The organism is Rhizobium sp. YTUHZ044 (assembly GCF_051123975.1).
Lineage (GTDB): Bacteria > Pseudomonadota > Alphaproteobacteria > Rhizobiales > Rhizobiaceae > Rhizobium.
The window spans coordinates 61,436-76,031 of the sequence record NZ_CP101427.1; the positions used below are offsets into that span (position 1 = coordinate 61,436).

At 57.7% G+C, this 14,596-nt stretch carries 10 protein-coding genes and 1 pseudogene; 3 read left to right on the plus strand and 8 right to left on the minus strand.

Annotated features, from left to right (window positions below; all coding sequences use genetic code 11):
- Positions 1 to 24: 24 nt before the first annotated feature.
- The 3 genes from NL154_RS23125 (at position 25) to NL154_RS23135 (ending at position 3,717) form a co-directional block, all read left to right on the plus strand.
- Positions 25 to 966 carry an aldo/keto reductase gene (locus NL154_RS23125; protein WP_434734268.1) on the plus strand — a complete coding sequence of 314 codons (942 nt, stop codon included), beginning with the start codon at positions 25 to 27 and terminating at the stop codon, positions 964 to 966.
- A gap of 240 nt (positions 967 to 1,206) precedes the next feature.
- Positions 1,207 to 2,634: an amidase gene (locus tag NL154_RS23130; RefSeq protein WP_434734269.1), complete on the plus strand. Its 1,428-nt coding sequence runs from the start codon at positions 1,207 to 1,209 to the stop codon at positions 2,632 to 2,634.
- Between the two features lie 183 nt (positions 2,635 to 2,817).
- Positions 2,818 to 3,717, plus strand: coding sequence for a helix-turn-helix domain-containing protein (locus tag NL154_RS23135; protein WP_434734270.1), 900 nt, complete (start codon positions 2,818 to 2,820; stop codon positions 3,715 to 3,717).
- A 113-nt stretch (positions 3,718 to 3,830) separates the two neighbouring features.
- On the opposite strand, the pseudogene NL154_RS23140 reads toward NL154_RS23135, so the two are convergent.
- The 8 genes and pseudogenes from NL154_RS23140 to NL154_RS23175 form a co-directional block, all read right to left on the minus strand.
- Positions 3,831 to 5,073: pseudogene (locus NL154_RS23140) on the minus strand (aldehyde dehydrogenase family protein).
- Positions 5,074 to 5,113: 40 nt separating this feature from the next.
- Positions 5,114 to 6,154, minus strand: a complete 1,041-nt coding sequence (locus tag NL154_RS23145) for a histone deacetylase family protein (RefSeq protein WP_434734271.1) — start codon at positions 6,152 to 6,154, stop codon at positions 5,114 to 5,116.
- 52 nt (positions 6,155 to 6,206) lie between these two features.
- The gene (locus NL154_RS23150; protein ID WP_221111822.1) at positions 6,207 to 7,013 is read right to left on the minus strand and encodes an ABC transporter permease; all 807 of its coding nucleotides are present in this window, start codon (positions 7,011 to 7,013) and stop codon (positions 6,207 to 6,209) included.
- Positions 7,006 to 7,917, minus strand: coding sequence for an ABC transporter permease (locus NL154_RS23155; protein ID WP_434734272.1), 912 nt, complete (start codon positions 7,915 to 7,917; stop codon positions 7,006 to 7,008). Before NL154_RS23155 ends, NL154_RS23150 begins: the two co-directional genes overlap by 8 nt.
- Before the next feature lie 12 nt (positions 7,918 to 7,929).
- Entirely contained in the window at positions 7,930 to 9,042 is a 1,113-nt protein-coding gene (locus tag NL154_RS23160; RefSeq protein WP_434734273.1) for an ABC transporter ATP-binding protein, read from the minus strand.
- A gap of 110 nt (positions 9,043 to 9,152) precedes the next feature.
- Positions 9,153 to 10,181 (minus strand): extracellular solute-binding protein, encoded by a 1,029-nt coding sequence (locus NL154_RS23165; protein WP_434734274.1) that lies wholly within the window; start codon positions 10,179 to 10,181, stop codon positions 9,153 to 9,155.
- A gap of 157 nt (positions 10,182 to 10,338) precedes the next feature.
- Positions 10,339 to 11,739 (minus strand): aminotransferase, encoded by a 1,401-nt coding sequence (locus NL154_RS23170; RefSeq protein ID WP_434734275.1) that lies wholly within the window; start codon positions 11,737 to 11,739, stop codon positions 10,339 to 10,341.
- A 343-nt stretch (positions 11,740 to 12,082) separates the two neighbouring features.
- Positions 12,083 to 14,596: a CoA transferase gene (locus NL154_RS23175; protein WP_434734276.1), complete on the minus strand. Its 2,514-nt coding sequence runs from the start codon at positions 14,594 to 14,596 to the stop codon at positions 12,083 to 12,085.

Below are 14,596 nucleotides of genomic sequence, written 5' to 3' on the forward strand. Positions count from 1 at the left end.
CTTTGAACGGATGATAGGAAGTCAATGATCAAACGCAAACTGGGCCATTCCGGCCTCTCCATCGCTCCCTTGGTACTCGGCTGCAATGTCTTCGGCTGGAACGTTGACGAACAGACGGGTTTCCGCCTGCTCGATGCCTTCGTCGATCACGGCTTTAACGCCATCGATACGGCTGATGTCTATTCCAACTGGGCGCCCGGCAATTCCGGGGGCGAATCCGAATCGATGATCGGCCGCTGGCTCAAGGCACGGCCGGGCATGCGCGAGCGGGTGGTGATCTTCACGAAGGTGGGTTCCGATATGGGCGGCGACGGCCGTAAGGGCCTGTCGCGTGGGTGGATCCTCGAGGCCGTCGAGCACTCCCTCCACAGGCTCGGAACTGATGTTATCGACCTCTATTTCGCACATCAGCCGGATCCCAAGACGCCCCAGGAAGAGACACTCTCGGCCTTCGACAGGCTGCTTCAGGCCGGCAAGATCCGATCGATCGGCGCGTCCAATTTCGACGCGGACCAGATGCAGGCGGCCTTTGCCCTCGCCGTAGACGGTTTGCCTCGCTACACAGTCCTCCAGCCCGAATACAATCTGCATGACCGTTCGGGCTTTGAAGGGCCGATGCAGGAGCTCTGCGTGCAGGAAGGCATTGCCGCGGTCACCTATTTCAGCCTCGCCTCCGGCTTTCTCTCTGGAAAATACCGCAACAGGGCGGACCTATCGCGATCGGTCCGTGGGGAGGATGTCGAGAAGTATCTTACGCCCCGCGGTTTCGCCCTTCTCGACGCCCTTCAAGCGGTGGCGGATAGGTACAACGCAAGCCTCAGCGAGATCGCGCTCGCATGGCTGATGGCTCAGCCGACGGTGGCTGCACCTATCGCCTCGGCAACGAAGACGGAGCACGTCGACAGTTTCGCCCGGGCCGCCGCGCTGCGCTTGACTGGCGAAGATCTTACGCAACTTGCCGCCTGATGCACCAATCGCATCTGGCTAGAATTACGCCCAACCAGAAGGCCCGAGGTCCAGCTGTCCTATCAGTTGTCTGACACCGTTGAGTACGATGCACATTCCTTTTGAGGGCCTAAAAAATAGGCGCCACCACCAAACAGGGGAGGATAGAGACCGGTAGTCCGACCATGCTACCGGAGCAATTTATTGATCGTCCTGTTGAGCGCAAGCTGCGATCAGAAAGCCATCGCGTGGAGCATAAGAATGAGCGATTTGGAACTCTGCTATTTGCCGGCCACCGAAGCCCTCGCGGCGTTTCGAAACGGAAGTTTGTCACCGGTCGAGCTTCTCAACGCACAGTTGGCGCGCATTGCTGAGGTCGGCTCCGACATTAATGCATTTTCGTTCCTCTATGCGGACGACGCGATTGCCGCGGCAAGAGAGGCTGAGCGGCGATACCGCAGCGGCGAAAAGGTGCGGCCATTGGAGGGTATCCCGGTGGCCATCAAAGATGAGAGCCTGATTGCTGGCAAGATCACGACATTTGGTTCGTTGATCTTCAAAGAGGAGGTCGCTTCTGTCACATCGCCGGTGAACGAGCATCTGATCAATGCCGGGGCGGTCATCATGGGCCGAACCACAACACCCGAGTTTTCATGCGCCGGCTTTACCCATTCGCGCCTGTGGGGCGTTACACGCAATCCCTGGAACCGTGAGTTCACCACCGGCGGCTCCTCCGGCGGATCCGCGGCGGCACTGGCTGCGGGGTTCACGACGCTCGCTTCCGGTTCAGACATCGGTGGGTCTATCCGCATTCCTGCGTCGGCTTGCGGATTGGTCGGCTACAAGCCGCCATATGGCCGGAATGCCGATCTCGCTCCCTTTGGCTTCGATTTTTACAACCATCCCGGTCCGCTTGCCCGCAGCGTTGCCGACTGCATCCTGATGCAAAACGTTATGAGTGGGCCTCACCCCCTCGACGTGGTCTCTCTCCGGCCGAAAATCGAAATAGCGAACGAACCTGCGGACCTGAAATCGAAGCGGATCGCCTACTCTATCGATCTCGGTTTCAAACAGGTGAGCAAAGATGTGCGGACAAATACCCTAGACGCCATTGGCCGCCTCAGAGACATGGGCGCCGAAGTCGTCGAGGTCGATCTCGGCTGGACCCTGAGCGCGGAGGACGCGGCGCGAGATTATCTCGCGTCAATCTTTGGAACGTGGGTCGCGCAATATCTCGACACGCGTGGCGACGAGCTAAGCGGCTACACCCGCTCCTTCGCTCAAAGCGCTCGTGCTAAGGGAATGAGAGAGTACCTGAGATCTCTCGAGCTCGCTGGCGAGATGTACGGGACTTTTGGCCCGACGATGGAGAATTTTGACGCCTTCATTTGCCCAACCCTGGCGCTCCCGGCCGTCAGCGCGGATTTCGAGCCTTCGAACGGGCTTCAGATCAACGGGCAGGATGTCGAGCCGATGCTCGGCTGGTTGATGACCCATCCCTTCAACACGCTCAGCCGTTGCCCGGTCGTCAACGTACCCTCGGGACGCGCTCCAAGCGGAGTGCCTACCGGGATTCAGATCGTTGGCAAGACCTATTGCGATCAGGACGTATTGAGCATCGCGCTTGCCTATGAAGCCGAAATTGGAGCATGGTACGGGAGCAACGAGCGACGTCCGATGTTGGGCTAGTCGCGTTTCTGGTTGTGATGGCTACGCGGCTCTGCTGGGACCGGCCAAAGCAGTTCGTAGCGAATGCCATTTCCGGGCTTTGTTTACTACCCGGCCGAGTTGGTGCAGTATCGCAATGCTAGAGCTTCTTTCACGTATAGGCTTGACCGGGTTTATCAAAGTGTAACTGGAGGTACGCGGGACGTGTATTTTGAGACCACCTTCCATGACGCGGTGGAGCAGGAAACGTCCTTGCCGGGCTGGCGGCAAGAGTACCGACAAGTATCCACCGGCGGCTATGACGGTCGAACGGCTGCCATTCTGCTTCCCGGTGTGGAGATCTTGCGCGAGACCATCAGTGTCGGCACGGAACAAGCGTTTTCCGCGCCCGAAGAAAGCGTGATCTTCTATTACTACCCGAAACTCGACGAAAGTGAGTTGGCTCGCGGCGAGAAAGCGCTCGGCGTCTCGGGCTTCGCTTTAAATTGGACTAATCGCATCGGCTTCATGGATGCTGGTAGTGATTTGCTGATGCTCGTTTTGAGGCGCGACGCCATATGCGATGAAGACCACAGTAGCAAAGCGCACCTTGTCGAAGCTCCATTAGAACAGGCGGCATTTCTCGCAGATTGGCTGTTATCGCTGCTCAAAGCCGCGAGCCAACAATCATATCCTTACGCAAGGGAAAACGTCGATGACGTGCTCGCGGACGTCATCACGGATCGTTTCGAGTTACTTTTCCAGAAAAGCGTCGTGCGCGAAACACCGCAAATAGCTGAGGCCGAAAGAATCTATAAGAGGATTCGTGATAGGATTTTCGATGCGCCGGACAGGCCGCACACGGTAAGATCGCTATCGCGTGACCTCGGTGTATCGGTCTTTAATCTCAGGGCTTCCTGTCAAAGTTTCTCGCAGATACCTCTCGACAAAATGCTGACCTTGCTTCGGCTTAACGGCGCCCGTCGCGACTTGCTGCACGCCCGTTGCGCGCCGCGGAAGGTTTCGGACATCGCCATGGACTGGGGCTTCTTTCACTGGAGCCGCTTTGCATTCCGTTATAGGTCGCTTTTCGGCGAGGCGCCGTCTGAAACGCTGAGGGGTTAGAATTCGGCAGGTACTCGCCATTACTGGGCTTGCTCTGCTCCTCACCATGCATCGGCACACGAGACATCTCCACGTGGCGAGCACACCGGATTTGAGGTATCAGAGGGAGACGCTCACGTCCCCCAGCCTACTATCCCCTTGACCTCCATAAAGTCGCGGATTCCCCAATGGCTGTACTCGCGGCCATTCCCGGACTGTTTGTATCCACCGAACGGCGCATGTGTATCCCACGGCGCGTAGTTGACGTAGATGGACCCGGCCCGCAGTTTCCGGGCGACAGCTCTCGCCCTTTCCAGATCGCCTCCCTGCACGTACGCGGCCAGACCATAGATCGAGTCGTTTGCAATCCGTACTGCGTCCGCCTCCGTGTCATAGGGAATGATCGAGAGGACCGGACCAAAAATTTCCTCTCGGGCAATCGTCATCTCCGGCGTCACACCGCCAAAGATCGTAGGCCTTGCGTAATAGCCAACATCCAGCCCCTCCGGCTTACCCAGTCCGCCTGCAACCAGAATGGCGCCTTCTTCTACGCCGACACCAATTAACCCCTGAATCTTGTCGAATTGCTGCTGGCTGATCACCGGCCCCATATCAGTATTTTCAGATAGGGGATCTCCGACGCGCGTGGCGGCCGCGGCCCGTTTTGCGATCTCAAGCGCCTCTGCATGGCGCTCGGCCGGGACCCGTGAAGGACACCATGTCGACCCGCGGATGACCGGCGAGATACTGTCCGACCACAGGGCCAGTGCCATTGATCAGGTTGAACACACCTCTGGGTGTTCCGGCTTTTTCAAGCACTTCCGCGAAGATCATCGCGCTGAGAGGCGCCAACTCGGACGGCTTCAGCACGACTGTACAGCCCGCTGCAAGAGCCGGCGCAACTTTGCAGACGATTTGGTTTAGCGGCCAATTCCACGGCGTGATAAGCGCGCAAACGCCGATAGACTCCCAAGTGATCATCGAGCTTCCGTTGTGCTCGTCAAAGCTGAATGCTTCAAGAGCCGCGATTGTCGATTCCAGATGAACCTGTCCAGCCCAGGCTTGCGCCTCGCGGGAAAATTTCAAAGGTGCACCGAGTTCGGTGCTGACGGCCTGCGCGATATCTTCGTAGCGATCATTGTAGCATCGTAGAACATTGCGCAGGAGTTCCAACCTCTCGCTCTTGCTTGTCTGCGAGAAGGTCGGGAAGGCCTCGAAGGCCGCTTGCACCGCCAAGTCGGCGTCTTCGGTGGTGCCGATCGCGATCTGCATGAACGGATGTTCGTTTGCAGGATTGATCACGTCCATTCGCTCAGCGCCGCTCGGCATCACCCATCGACCGTCGATATAGAATTTCAGTGCGTTGTCGGACTGCATGATTCCTCCAGTAACATTGTTGTTCGTTGCAGCCAGTGCCTCAACGGCGGATGGCATCCTCATAGCCAGAAAGAACCCCGACGACGTTTACGCCGATGTCTTCGACAGCATAGCCGCCCTCCAGAACGAACAAGGTTTTCGTCCCAAGGCCGGCCAGGTGGGCGCCAATAAGAGGAAAATGGCTGTGCGATAGCCGGAAGCGACTGATCGGATCGCCCTCGAAGGTGTCAACGCCAAGGGAGATGACGACTACGTCAGGGCCGCGCTGCCGGATGCTGCCAAGCGCGAATTCTAGTGCGCTCTCCCATTGCGCCCAGTCGGTGCCATCTGGGAGCGGTATGTTGAGGTTGAACCCTTCTCCGCTGCCGGAACCTCGTTCATCCGCATAACCAGCAAAAAATGGATAATCGTTGCGGGGATCGGCGTGAAGGCTGACAACCTGAACATCATCGCGCATGTAGAATATCTCTTGTGTGCCGTTCCCATGGTGATAGTCGATGTCGAGAATTGTCACTCGCGAAGCGCCGGCGTCCAGCAGGCGTTGCGCGGCGATGGCAGCATTGTTGAGGAAACAGTAGCCGCCATTGAAATCGGTTCCGGCGTGGTGGCCGGGGGGGCGGCAAAGGGCAAAACAAGCCTGTTCCCCCTCGATGATCAAATCTGCCGCAGTAAGGGCACTGTCATGCGAAGCTCTGACAGCATCCCAGGTGCCTTCAACAAAGCCTGTACTGGCATCGATCGAATATAGTCCGAGCAAAGCATCGATAGAGTCGGGCGCAATATCCTTATACCTGCCTCTCGCCGGCCAAGCGTAAGGAAGAGCTGTACCCGTGCGTCCAGCTTCCCGCCAAAGGTGCCACGCTGACGCTGTAAAATCGAGATAGGCAGTTGAGTGAATCCGTTTGGCGGTGTCTAAGGAATGCGGTCGTGGGTCAAGGACAGGCCCGAGACGCACCTCTTCGATCCGGCTTGTTATGAAGGTTGCGCGCGACGTGTTCTCGTAACCTTCAACAACAGCGCCGTTGTAAAATTCGAATTGACCCTGGTGTTCCTGTTGTTTCGGCGAGAAAATCGTTTTCATCAACCATGGCCCACGTTGCAGATATCCTGATTGGATGTGTGAAATTGAGAATTCAATTGATCTTGGTTCGCTGATTGACGGCGTAAATACAAATGACCAGCGCTAAGGAGATCACGAAGAACGCGGCCGCTATCGCATTCACCTCGGGTGTAATTGTGCGACGCACCTGGCCCAGCATGTAGGTCGGCAGCGTATCCTGACCGGCAGTCTTTACGAATTCGGTGATCACGACGTCGTCCAGCGAAGTGACAAAGGCGAGGATAAAGCCCGCGAGTACGCCTGGGAAAAGCAGGGGCATCGTGACGAAGCGAAACGCGTTCCAAGGCGATGCGTAGAGGTCGCCTGCAGCACGCTCCAAACTGATGTCCATCGTTTGAAGGCGAGCGCGGATCGGAAGATAGGCAAACGGCACGCAGAACGCCGTGTGCGCTACGATCAGATAGGCCAGGCCAGTATAGCCGGTCCAGCCTCGAAATGTCGCGCTCACAACCAGGAGCGCCACGGCGGTTACAATCTCTGGCACCATCAACGGGACCGAGATTATGCCGTAGGTGACCGTCCACCCTCGAAACTTTGGTCCCCGCGTCATCGCCAATGCAGCAAACGTGGCCACCGCTGTTGCCAATACGGCGGATATTGCAGCAAGTTTCAGCGACAGAATGGAAGCCGCGATCACTTGTTGATTGTTTGCGGCGCTTTGAAACCAACGAAGCGAGAAGCCGTCCCATTTCGCCGCGCTGGTCCCGGCGTTGAAAGCAAGAATGAGGGCCACGGCCAATGGTGTGTAAAGAAAAATGAACGTGGTGACGGCCACGGCACTGAAGCCACGCTGATGGGTTACGGGGAAATTTTTAGCCATGTTCGTGTCCGTGGGTGTCGCCGTGACGGATATAGACCAGCAGCGCCACCATCACGATGCCCATAAGGGTCAGCGAAAGAGCGGAGCCGAACGGCCAGTCCCGTCCCTGGCCGAATTGCAATTCGATATAGTTGCCGATCATGAGTTTTCTGCCGCCACCGAGCAGGATGGGGGTGACATAGGTACCGATTGCAGGGATGAAAACGAGAATGGAGCCAGCAACGATGCCCGGTTGGGCAAGTGGTACGATGACCTCCCAAAGCACCTTGAATGGACGGGCGTAAAGGTCGGACGCTGCCTCGAGCAGGTTTCGATCCAGCCGTTCCAGACTTGCATAAACAGGCAGGATCATCAGAGGAAGATAGACGTAGACCAGGCCGAGGCAAATCGCGAAATTCGTGAACAGCATCTGGATCGGTTCAGGGATCAATCCTGCCTTAAGCAGAAGGGTATTGATGATTCCTTCGTTCCGGATGAGATCTTGTATGGCGAACGTGCGGATAAGGAGATTTGTCCAGAAGGGAACGGTGATAAGTAAAAGCCAGACTTCCCGGTTGAGCGGATTGCGGGTCGCGATGAAATAAGCTGTCGGAAATCCTACGAGCAGGCACAGAAAAGTTGTCGCCAGCGACAAGAGAAGCGAGCGCAACAGAATCTCGAGGTTCGTCCCAGACAGCGTTAGCGTGTCATCGAAAAGATCACGGTCGAAGAGCACGCGCGTCCAGGCTTCGAAAGATGGCGTAAAATTCACGCCGCCTGTAGGACCAGGGGTCAAGAATGAGTAAATCACGATGACCAGAAGCGGTGCGATCGCGCCGATGATGACGACGAGCAAGGCAGGACTAATCAAAAGCCAGCGCGTTCGGCTCTCTGTTTTCAACCGTGCGAATTCAAGACTAGCCATCTCTACGTCCCCTCAGCCGGGCAACACCTGGGCGGTGTTCGGTGTGAACTTCACAAAAACCTCATCCCCGATGGCAATGGGCCGATTTTCGTTCGGCGTGTTATATTTGCGGACCAACAGAAGACCCGCGCCATTGCTCAGTTCGACGGTGTACTGCGTCTCGGGACCGCAGAAACTTACCGTCTTCACAAACCCTGTAAGTTGGCTCGCCGGTTCCTGGGACAACGGAAAAATTCGCAAATGCTCGGGCCGGACGACGATGTTTACCAGGGTACCGTCGGGAACCGTGTCTTTCATTGGAATGGCGACGGCGCCGATCCCCTGAAGATCGATCATCGTCCCGCAAGCGTCCGGGCCGAGCCCTCTTCCCTGGAGGAAGTTCGTTTCACCGACAAAATTCGCCACGAAACGATTTGCCGGCCTGTTGTAGACTTCGTGCGGGGTTCCGACCTGCATTATTTCACCTGAGGACAGCACCGCGACACGATCAGACATCGTCAAAGCCTCCTCCTGATCATGGGTTACGAAAATGAAGGTGATGCCCGTCGCGGCCTGGAGCGCTTTGAGCTCCATCTGCATTTCCTTGCGAAGCTTGTAATCCAACGCCGAAAGTGACTCGTCGAGAAGCAAAACCTTCGGCTCGGATGCGAGCGCGCGCGCCAGCGCGACCCGCTGCTGTTGACCACCCGATATCTGTCCCGTCCGCCGACCGGACAGATTTTCCAGTCGCACCAGTTTCAACATTTCATCAACGCGGGCAGCGATTTCATGGCGGGGCCGTTTGAGCATTCTCAGGCCAAAGCCGATATTTTCCGCCACCGTCATGTGTGGGAAAAGCGCGTAATTCTGGAAGACGGTGTTGATGGGACGTTGGAACGGCGGTACCGACGCAATATCCTCGCCATCGAGAAGGATGGTGCCGGTTGTCGGATATTCGAAGCCGCCTATCAGCCGCAACAGGCTTGTTTTTCCGCAACCCGACGGGCCGAGCAACGTGAAAAACTCATTCTTGAAGATGTCAAGCGTCGTGCTCTTGACCGCTGCGACGATGCCATTCCCAGAACCGTAGGTCTTGGTTACCTTGTTCAGTCGAATAGCTACGCCCGGTGTAATCTCACCTGTCATATTGTCCTCATCATAAATCGCGTAGCGAGGGTCGATGGAGCAGATAGAACAAGCGCGCTGACGTCGAACCGAGTGAAAGAGATCGGTAGCGGGCTGCCATGCTCGCTGACCTACTTCTGGACGTCCTGCCAGATGCGGCTGTAGAGCTGCGAGATCTTTGGATCGCAAAGCGTCAAAAGCTCGCCCTTTGATTTCATGTCGTCGGGAATGACAAGTTCCGGCGCACCCTTCATATCCTCGGAGTAGTATTTCTCGGCGCCAATAATGGCCGCTCCATATTTGGCATAGACCGAATTCAACGCTGCGTTTTCGGGCGCCATGATGAAGTTTTGAAAAAGCTTCGCGTTCTCCAGATTTGGAGCATCCTTCAGCACCACCACGTTGTCAGAGCCATAGGTGAAGCCTTCTCTGGGAAGGCCATAAGCGATGCTGTGGTTTTCAGTACGCCGCTTCAACGCGGAACCACTCCAGTCGAGGGACGCCGAGACATCTCCGGTAGCCATTCTCTGTATGCCGGCATAGTCGATTGACAGCCAGCTCTTCTTGGCTTCCACTAGGCGGTCACGGACCTTGGTGAGCAAAGCCTTGTCGCTTGTGCACCATGTTCCGCCTTCGAACTTGATCGCGGCGAACATGATATCGTTCATCTCGGGAACGATATTGATCTTTCCCTTCAGTTCGTCCGGCGGGTCCAGAATCACCTTCCAGGTATTTATGTCGCCTTTGAAGGCCGAGGTATTGACGCTTATGCCGCTCGTATACCAAAGCCACGGCACGGAATATTTTCGGCCTGGGTCGAAAGCGGGATCCCGCCACGTCTCCTCGAGGTTCTTGGCATTTTCCATCTGCCCTGGATTTGTTTCGGCAAGCAGCCCCTCTTGAATATAGGTGGGGATGAAGCTTTGCGACGGAACCACGACATCAAATCCGGAGGCTCCTTGGCGCACTTTTGCAAGTGCCGTGTCGTTGGAATCGAAATCTGTCAACGTTACATGGACGTTGTATGTTTTCGAGAATTTTTCAATCAGTTCGGGGCTGGTGTATTCGCCCCAGTTGTAGATGTTGAGATTGCCTTCAGCGAGGGCGACGGTGGCGCTCAGGCCAAGAATTAATGCGGCGGATGTGACGGTGAATCTCATTTTCCCCTCGCTTGTTCTCTGGCTGGATAATCCAGTATTCCGACATTTCGAAACCTGCAGACTTCCCAAGAATGCTCAGTTCCGGCTGCAAAATTGCGCAGGCTGCTTGCCTCTCGTCTAGCCATCCCCTCTGCTCAAAAGGGAGGCAGCCAACGGGTCATGCCGGCCGCCAAAGTTTCTCGCGGATCAGGTCTTGTGCGGTGGCTTCAATGCCCTTGCGAAGGGCATCGGTCATCATGTCGACTTGCGAGCGGCTGATGGTAAGCGGCGGGGACATGACGCACATGTTGATGAGAGGCCTGACAAGCAGCCCATTCTCCTGGCAATGAAAGTCGATCCGCTTACCGACAGTCAAATCGAGATCGAGAGGATTCTCGGCCTTGGCGTCGGCAACACATTCAATCCCCGCCATAAGGCCGGCACCGCGAACCTCGCCGACGAGCGGGAGTTCCTCCAGCGTTCGCAACTGCTCCTGAAAATAGGGGCCGATCTCACGTGCGTGCTCGAGCAGGCCGTCTTCCAGCAACTCGATATTGCGGATTGCCACCGCGCAGCCGATGGGGTGGCTGGAATAGGTCAGACCGTGCACGAAATTGGCGTTGGGATGGTTTGAGCGGCGAAGTTCTGCGAACAGACGCTCCGACACCATGACGCCACCGAGGGGAAAATATCCAGAGGTGACACCCTTCGCGAAGGTTATCATGTCTGGCTGGATTCCAAACACATCCTCCGATGCGAAAATGTGGCCGAGCCGTCCGAAGGCGGTGACGACCTCGTCGGCGATAAAGAGGATGTCATTTTCTGCGCAGAGCGCGCGCATGCGCTTGAGATAGTTCGGCGGCGACATCAAGACCCCGCCGCTTGCCTGAATCGGTTCGGCAACAAAAGCGGCGATTCGCGCAGCACCCTCATGCGCAATGAGCGAGCGAAACTCATCGACGAGGAAGTCTTCAAAGGCCTCCACTGACAGGTTGGCCGGTCGGTGGAAGGGATTGGGGCAAGTCAACTTTCTTACGAGCTCGCCTGCGCCATCCATCCAGTCGTGATCCCGTGGGCGGCCGTTCAGCGATGCGGTCAGGTAGGTCGAGCCATGGTAGCTTCCTTGACGGGAGACCAACAATTTCTTCTGCGGCTGTCCGCGTACGTTGTTGTAGAACTGCACGAGCCGTATGGCTGTTTCGACCGCGGAAGAACCGCCTGTTGTAAGAAACACATGGTTGAGATCGCTCGGTGCCCGCTCCGCAAGCATCTGCGCAAGTTTCTCCGCGGGCGCATTACTTGTATACCATGGTGTCGAGTAGGTCAGGGACATCGCCTGGTCGTGCAATGTATCGGCCAGGGCCTGATTGCGATGCCCGACATTGATGCACCACATACCTGCCGGTCCGTCGATCAGTTTTCTGCCGCTCTGGTCAAAGACGAAGACATCTTCGGAAGCGGTGATGAGCTCGCGGGCTTCAGCACCGATACTTCCGGCTACCGGGGCGGCCTGAATCAGATGAAACCTGTCTTTACGGAGGGCATCGGTCTCCAGTTGCGAGAGAGCTGGTTCAACCATAAAAATTCTCCACGTCTCTAATGCTAAGCTGTAGGATAATCGAGCATGAAAGACGGCGTCGCTCTAGCCACCGCGTAGGGTGAGGTTGCCCAAATAATGGTCATTATCCTCTTGGCCGACGCCAAGCGTTTCGCCGGGAGCCGAACCTTTTGGGACTGGCGCGGGTAGCTTTAAAGCTGCCAAAGTGGGCATTTCCAATAGTTTCGACAAAGGCTGGCCCCGCCACAGATGTCGTAGCTGGTGGGATTGCGTCGAAATTTATCGAACCGCGCAATCGATTGCCTCAGACGGACGCCCCGGCAGCTCCGGTATTCTCCTCAGAATCCAAAGCCGTCATTGCTTGCTAGCTCGGCAGATACTCCTCGCTCCAGGTCTCGCTGACTGTCCCGGAAGCAATCAGCCTGTCGATCTCAGCATCGGTATGGTTCAGGGATTTCAGGACGGTGCGTGTGGACCCTCCGTACTTCTCGGCCGGCGCGACAGCAGTGACCTTGCCGACAGCCGGACGGATGGCGAAGGGATCGAGCTGCGTGACCGAGTGCCCGCTCGGATGATCCGGGAAGATCGAGAAGGAATAGCTGCCCCGGTCGATGCCCGGCGTGCCGTCGGCAATGCGGGCACTGCGGCTGCGGATCGTTTCGATGTTCTCGCAGAGCGATACGCCGATATCGGCTTCCTGTAGCCGCTGCTGCCAGGTTTCCGCCGGCGCGGTCAGGAAAGCCCCTGCGAGATAGGCCTCGCGATCGGACGCGGCCATCTCAACAATCCCCCTCAGACCTTCAACCTTGTCAAAGCGCGGAAGATCGGCTTCCGAGGCGCACAAAAGAAGGTGATCGCCGCCTGCCGTTTCGTAGAGCCGCGACAGGGCATGATAACCCTTGGTGTCGCGACCGGACGGCTCGTCGAAGGGGCCGCGCCCGGCATAGTCGTAGCAGAAGGGTATCTGCGCGAGGCCGGTCAGTGCCGACAGCGATGTGCGTGGGCGACCGATGACCCCGTTTCTGGATTTTTGGTAGAGAGCGGCGGCAATGCCGAGCGCCGCGCCAAAGCCGCACATGACGTCGATGGTGCCGACATGGGCATGTTCCTCCGGCGTATCCATCGAGCCGCCGAAGCGCAGCATGATGCCGGTTGCCGATTGCACGAGGTCGTCATAGCCGAGATAGTCGGTGCGCGGGCCGGTGCGCACGCCGCCAAAGCAATCGAGCTGGCAGAAGATCGCCTTCGGATTGAGCGCCTTCAGGCTTTCGGCATCGAGCCCCATCGCCTTGACCTGGCGATCGGTCGCGTTCCAGACCACGACATCGACGGAGCGCACCAGTTCCTCGAAGACGACACGGCCATCGGGCGAACCGATGTTCAGCAGCACGGACTGTTTGCCCCGCATGTGTGACATGCCGAATATCACGGTATTCCAGCAGTCATAGAGCGGCTTGGCCGGATCAATCTTGATCACCTCCGCACCGAAGCGGGCGAGATAGGCGACCGAGTGCGGACCGGCGATCACATTGCACAGATCGAGAACTTTGACACCGTCCAGCCACCCTCCGGGCGCGTCCTTTGCGGGAAGCGGCAAAGAAGGACGCGCCATGCCGCCGAGCAGTGCAAGCGCCTCCTTGGCGGTCCCCCAGCGCCGAGGCCGTGGCGAAAGCATGGCTTCGGCGCTCTCTTGCAGCCAGGCCATCGGCCCCGGCTGGGTCATGCGGCCCAGGATCGGATCCTCTACCTCGATCATGAGACCAGCAGCCCTGGCATGATCGTCGGCGATCCATTCCTCTAGCCAGCGCTGCGGCGCACCCGGAAACAGCCCTTCCCCGAAGACATGTTCCCATTCGGCCGCCGTCTTGGTCAGGAAGACTTCCTTCATGCGAGCCGCAATCTTGTCAGCCCAGAATTTCGGGAGCGGATAGACGCCCAGCGAAACGTCCGATGACCATTGCGAGACCGGCAGATAGGTGTCTTCCTCCTCGCGCAGCCCCTCGGCCACCAGCTCATCGTAGATGCCTAGAGCTTGCAGGCAGCGCTTCGCATGGTTCTTGTGGCTGGGGCAGACGACGTAGAACATCCGCCCGTCGGCACACATATAGCTGCGATAGAAGGGATCGAGGAACTCCTGGAGGTCGCCATAGGACATGTCCATCGGCAGGCCTTCATTGCGCCGGCGTTCGATCTCCCGCTCGCGTTGGGTCTGGTAGCGCGGCGGATAATCGTCGATTAGGATGGAATTGTAGGAGAGGCCCTCCATGACGGCGCTTGCCAGCGGCACTTCGATATGATCGCCGTGCCCGGTGCGCTCGCGCGCCTGAAGCGCCAGCACTGTCGCGGACGCAGCAAGCATCGTGCCGTAGGCGGACGAGAGCGGCAGCGGCGAGAAAGACGGGTTGATGCCCATCAGGACGCGATTGAGACCCATATCCGTGAAGACACCGGAGGAGGCCGCGATTACCGTCTCAAAGGCCCGCCAGTCCCGGCGAAGCTCGTCGTCGGAGGCGAAGCCGGGGATCGACAGGGTGATCAGCTCCGGCCGTGCCTTGCGGAGCGCCGCAAAATCGATTCCGAGCCGGGCAAGCACGCCAGGGCGGAAATTCTCAACAACAATGTCGGCCTCGGCCACCAGCGTTTTTGCCTCACCCAACCCCTGCTCCGTTTTGAGATCGAGGGTGACGATCAGCTTGTTGCGGTTGAGGATGGCGTTGGCGGGGTTGTCCCAGAGAGGACCGCCGGGCGGATCGACATGCACGACGGTCGCGCCGAGATCGCCTAGGATCATGGCCACGGCCGGGCCAGCAATATATTGCCCGAAATCAACCACCCGAACGCCGGAAAGTGGAAGCGCGGAACGTGCGATCGATGTCAT

Coding starts and splice junctions, on each gene's coding strand:
- NL154_RS23145 (WP_434734271.1), bottom strand. CDS start 6,154: ATGAAAACGATTTTCTCGCCGAAACAACAGGAACACCAGGGTCAATTC.
- NL154_RS23170 (WP_434734275.1), bottom strand. CDS start 11,739: ATGGTTGAACCAGCTCTCTCGCAACTGGAGACCGATGCCCTCCGTAAA.
- NL154_RS23160 (WP_434734273.1), bottom strand. CDS start 9,042: ATGACAGGTGAGATTACACCGGGCGTAGCTATTCGACTGAACAAGGTA.
- NL154_RS23150 (WP_221111822.1), bottom strand. CDS start 7,013: ATGGCTAAAAATTTCCCCGTAACCCATCAGCGTGGCTTCAGTGCCGTG.
- NL154_RS23130 (WP_434734269.1), top strand. CDS start 1,207: ATGAGCGATTTGGAACTCTGCTATTTGCCGGCCACCGAAGCCCTCGCG.
- NL154_RS23165 (WP_434734274.1), bottom strand. CDS start 10,181: ATGAGATTCACCGTCACATCCGCCGCATTAATTCTTGGCCTGAGCGCC.
- NL154_RS23125 (WP_434734268.1), top strand. CDS start 25: ATGATCAAACGCAAACTGGGCCATTCCGGCCTCTCCATCGCTCCCTTG.
- NL154_RS23175 (WP_434734276.1), bottom strand. CDS start 14,596: ATGACATCGATCGCACGTTCCGCGCTTCCACTTTCCGGCGTTCGGGTG.
- NL154_RS23155 (WP_434734272.1), bottom strand. CDS start 7,917: ATGGCTAGTCTTGAATTCGCACGGTTGAAAACAGAGAGCCGAACGCGC.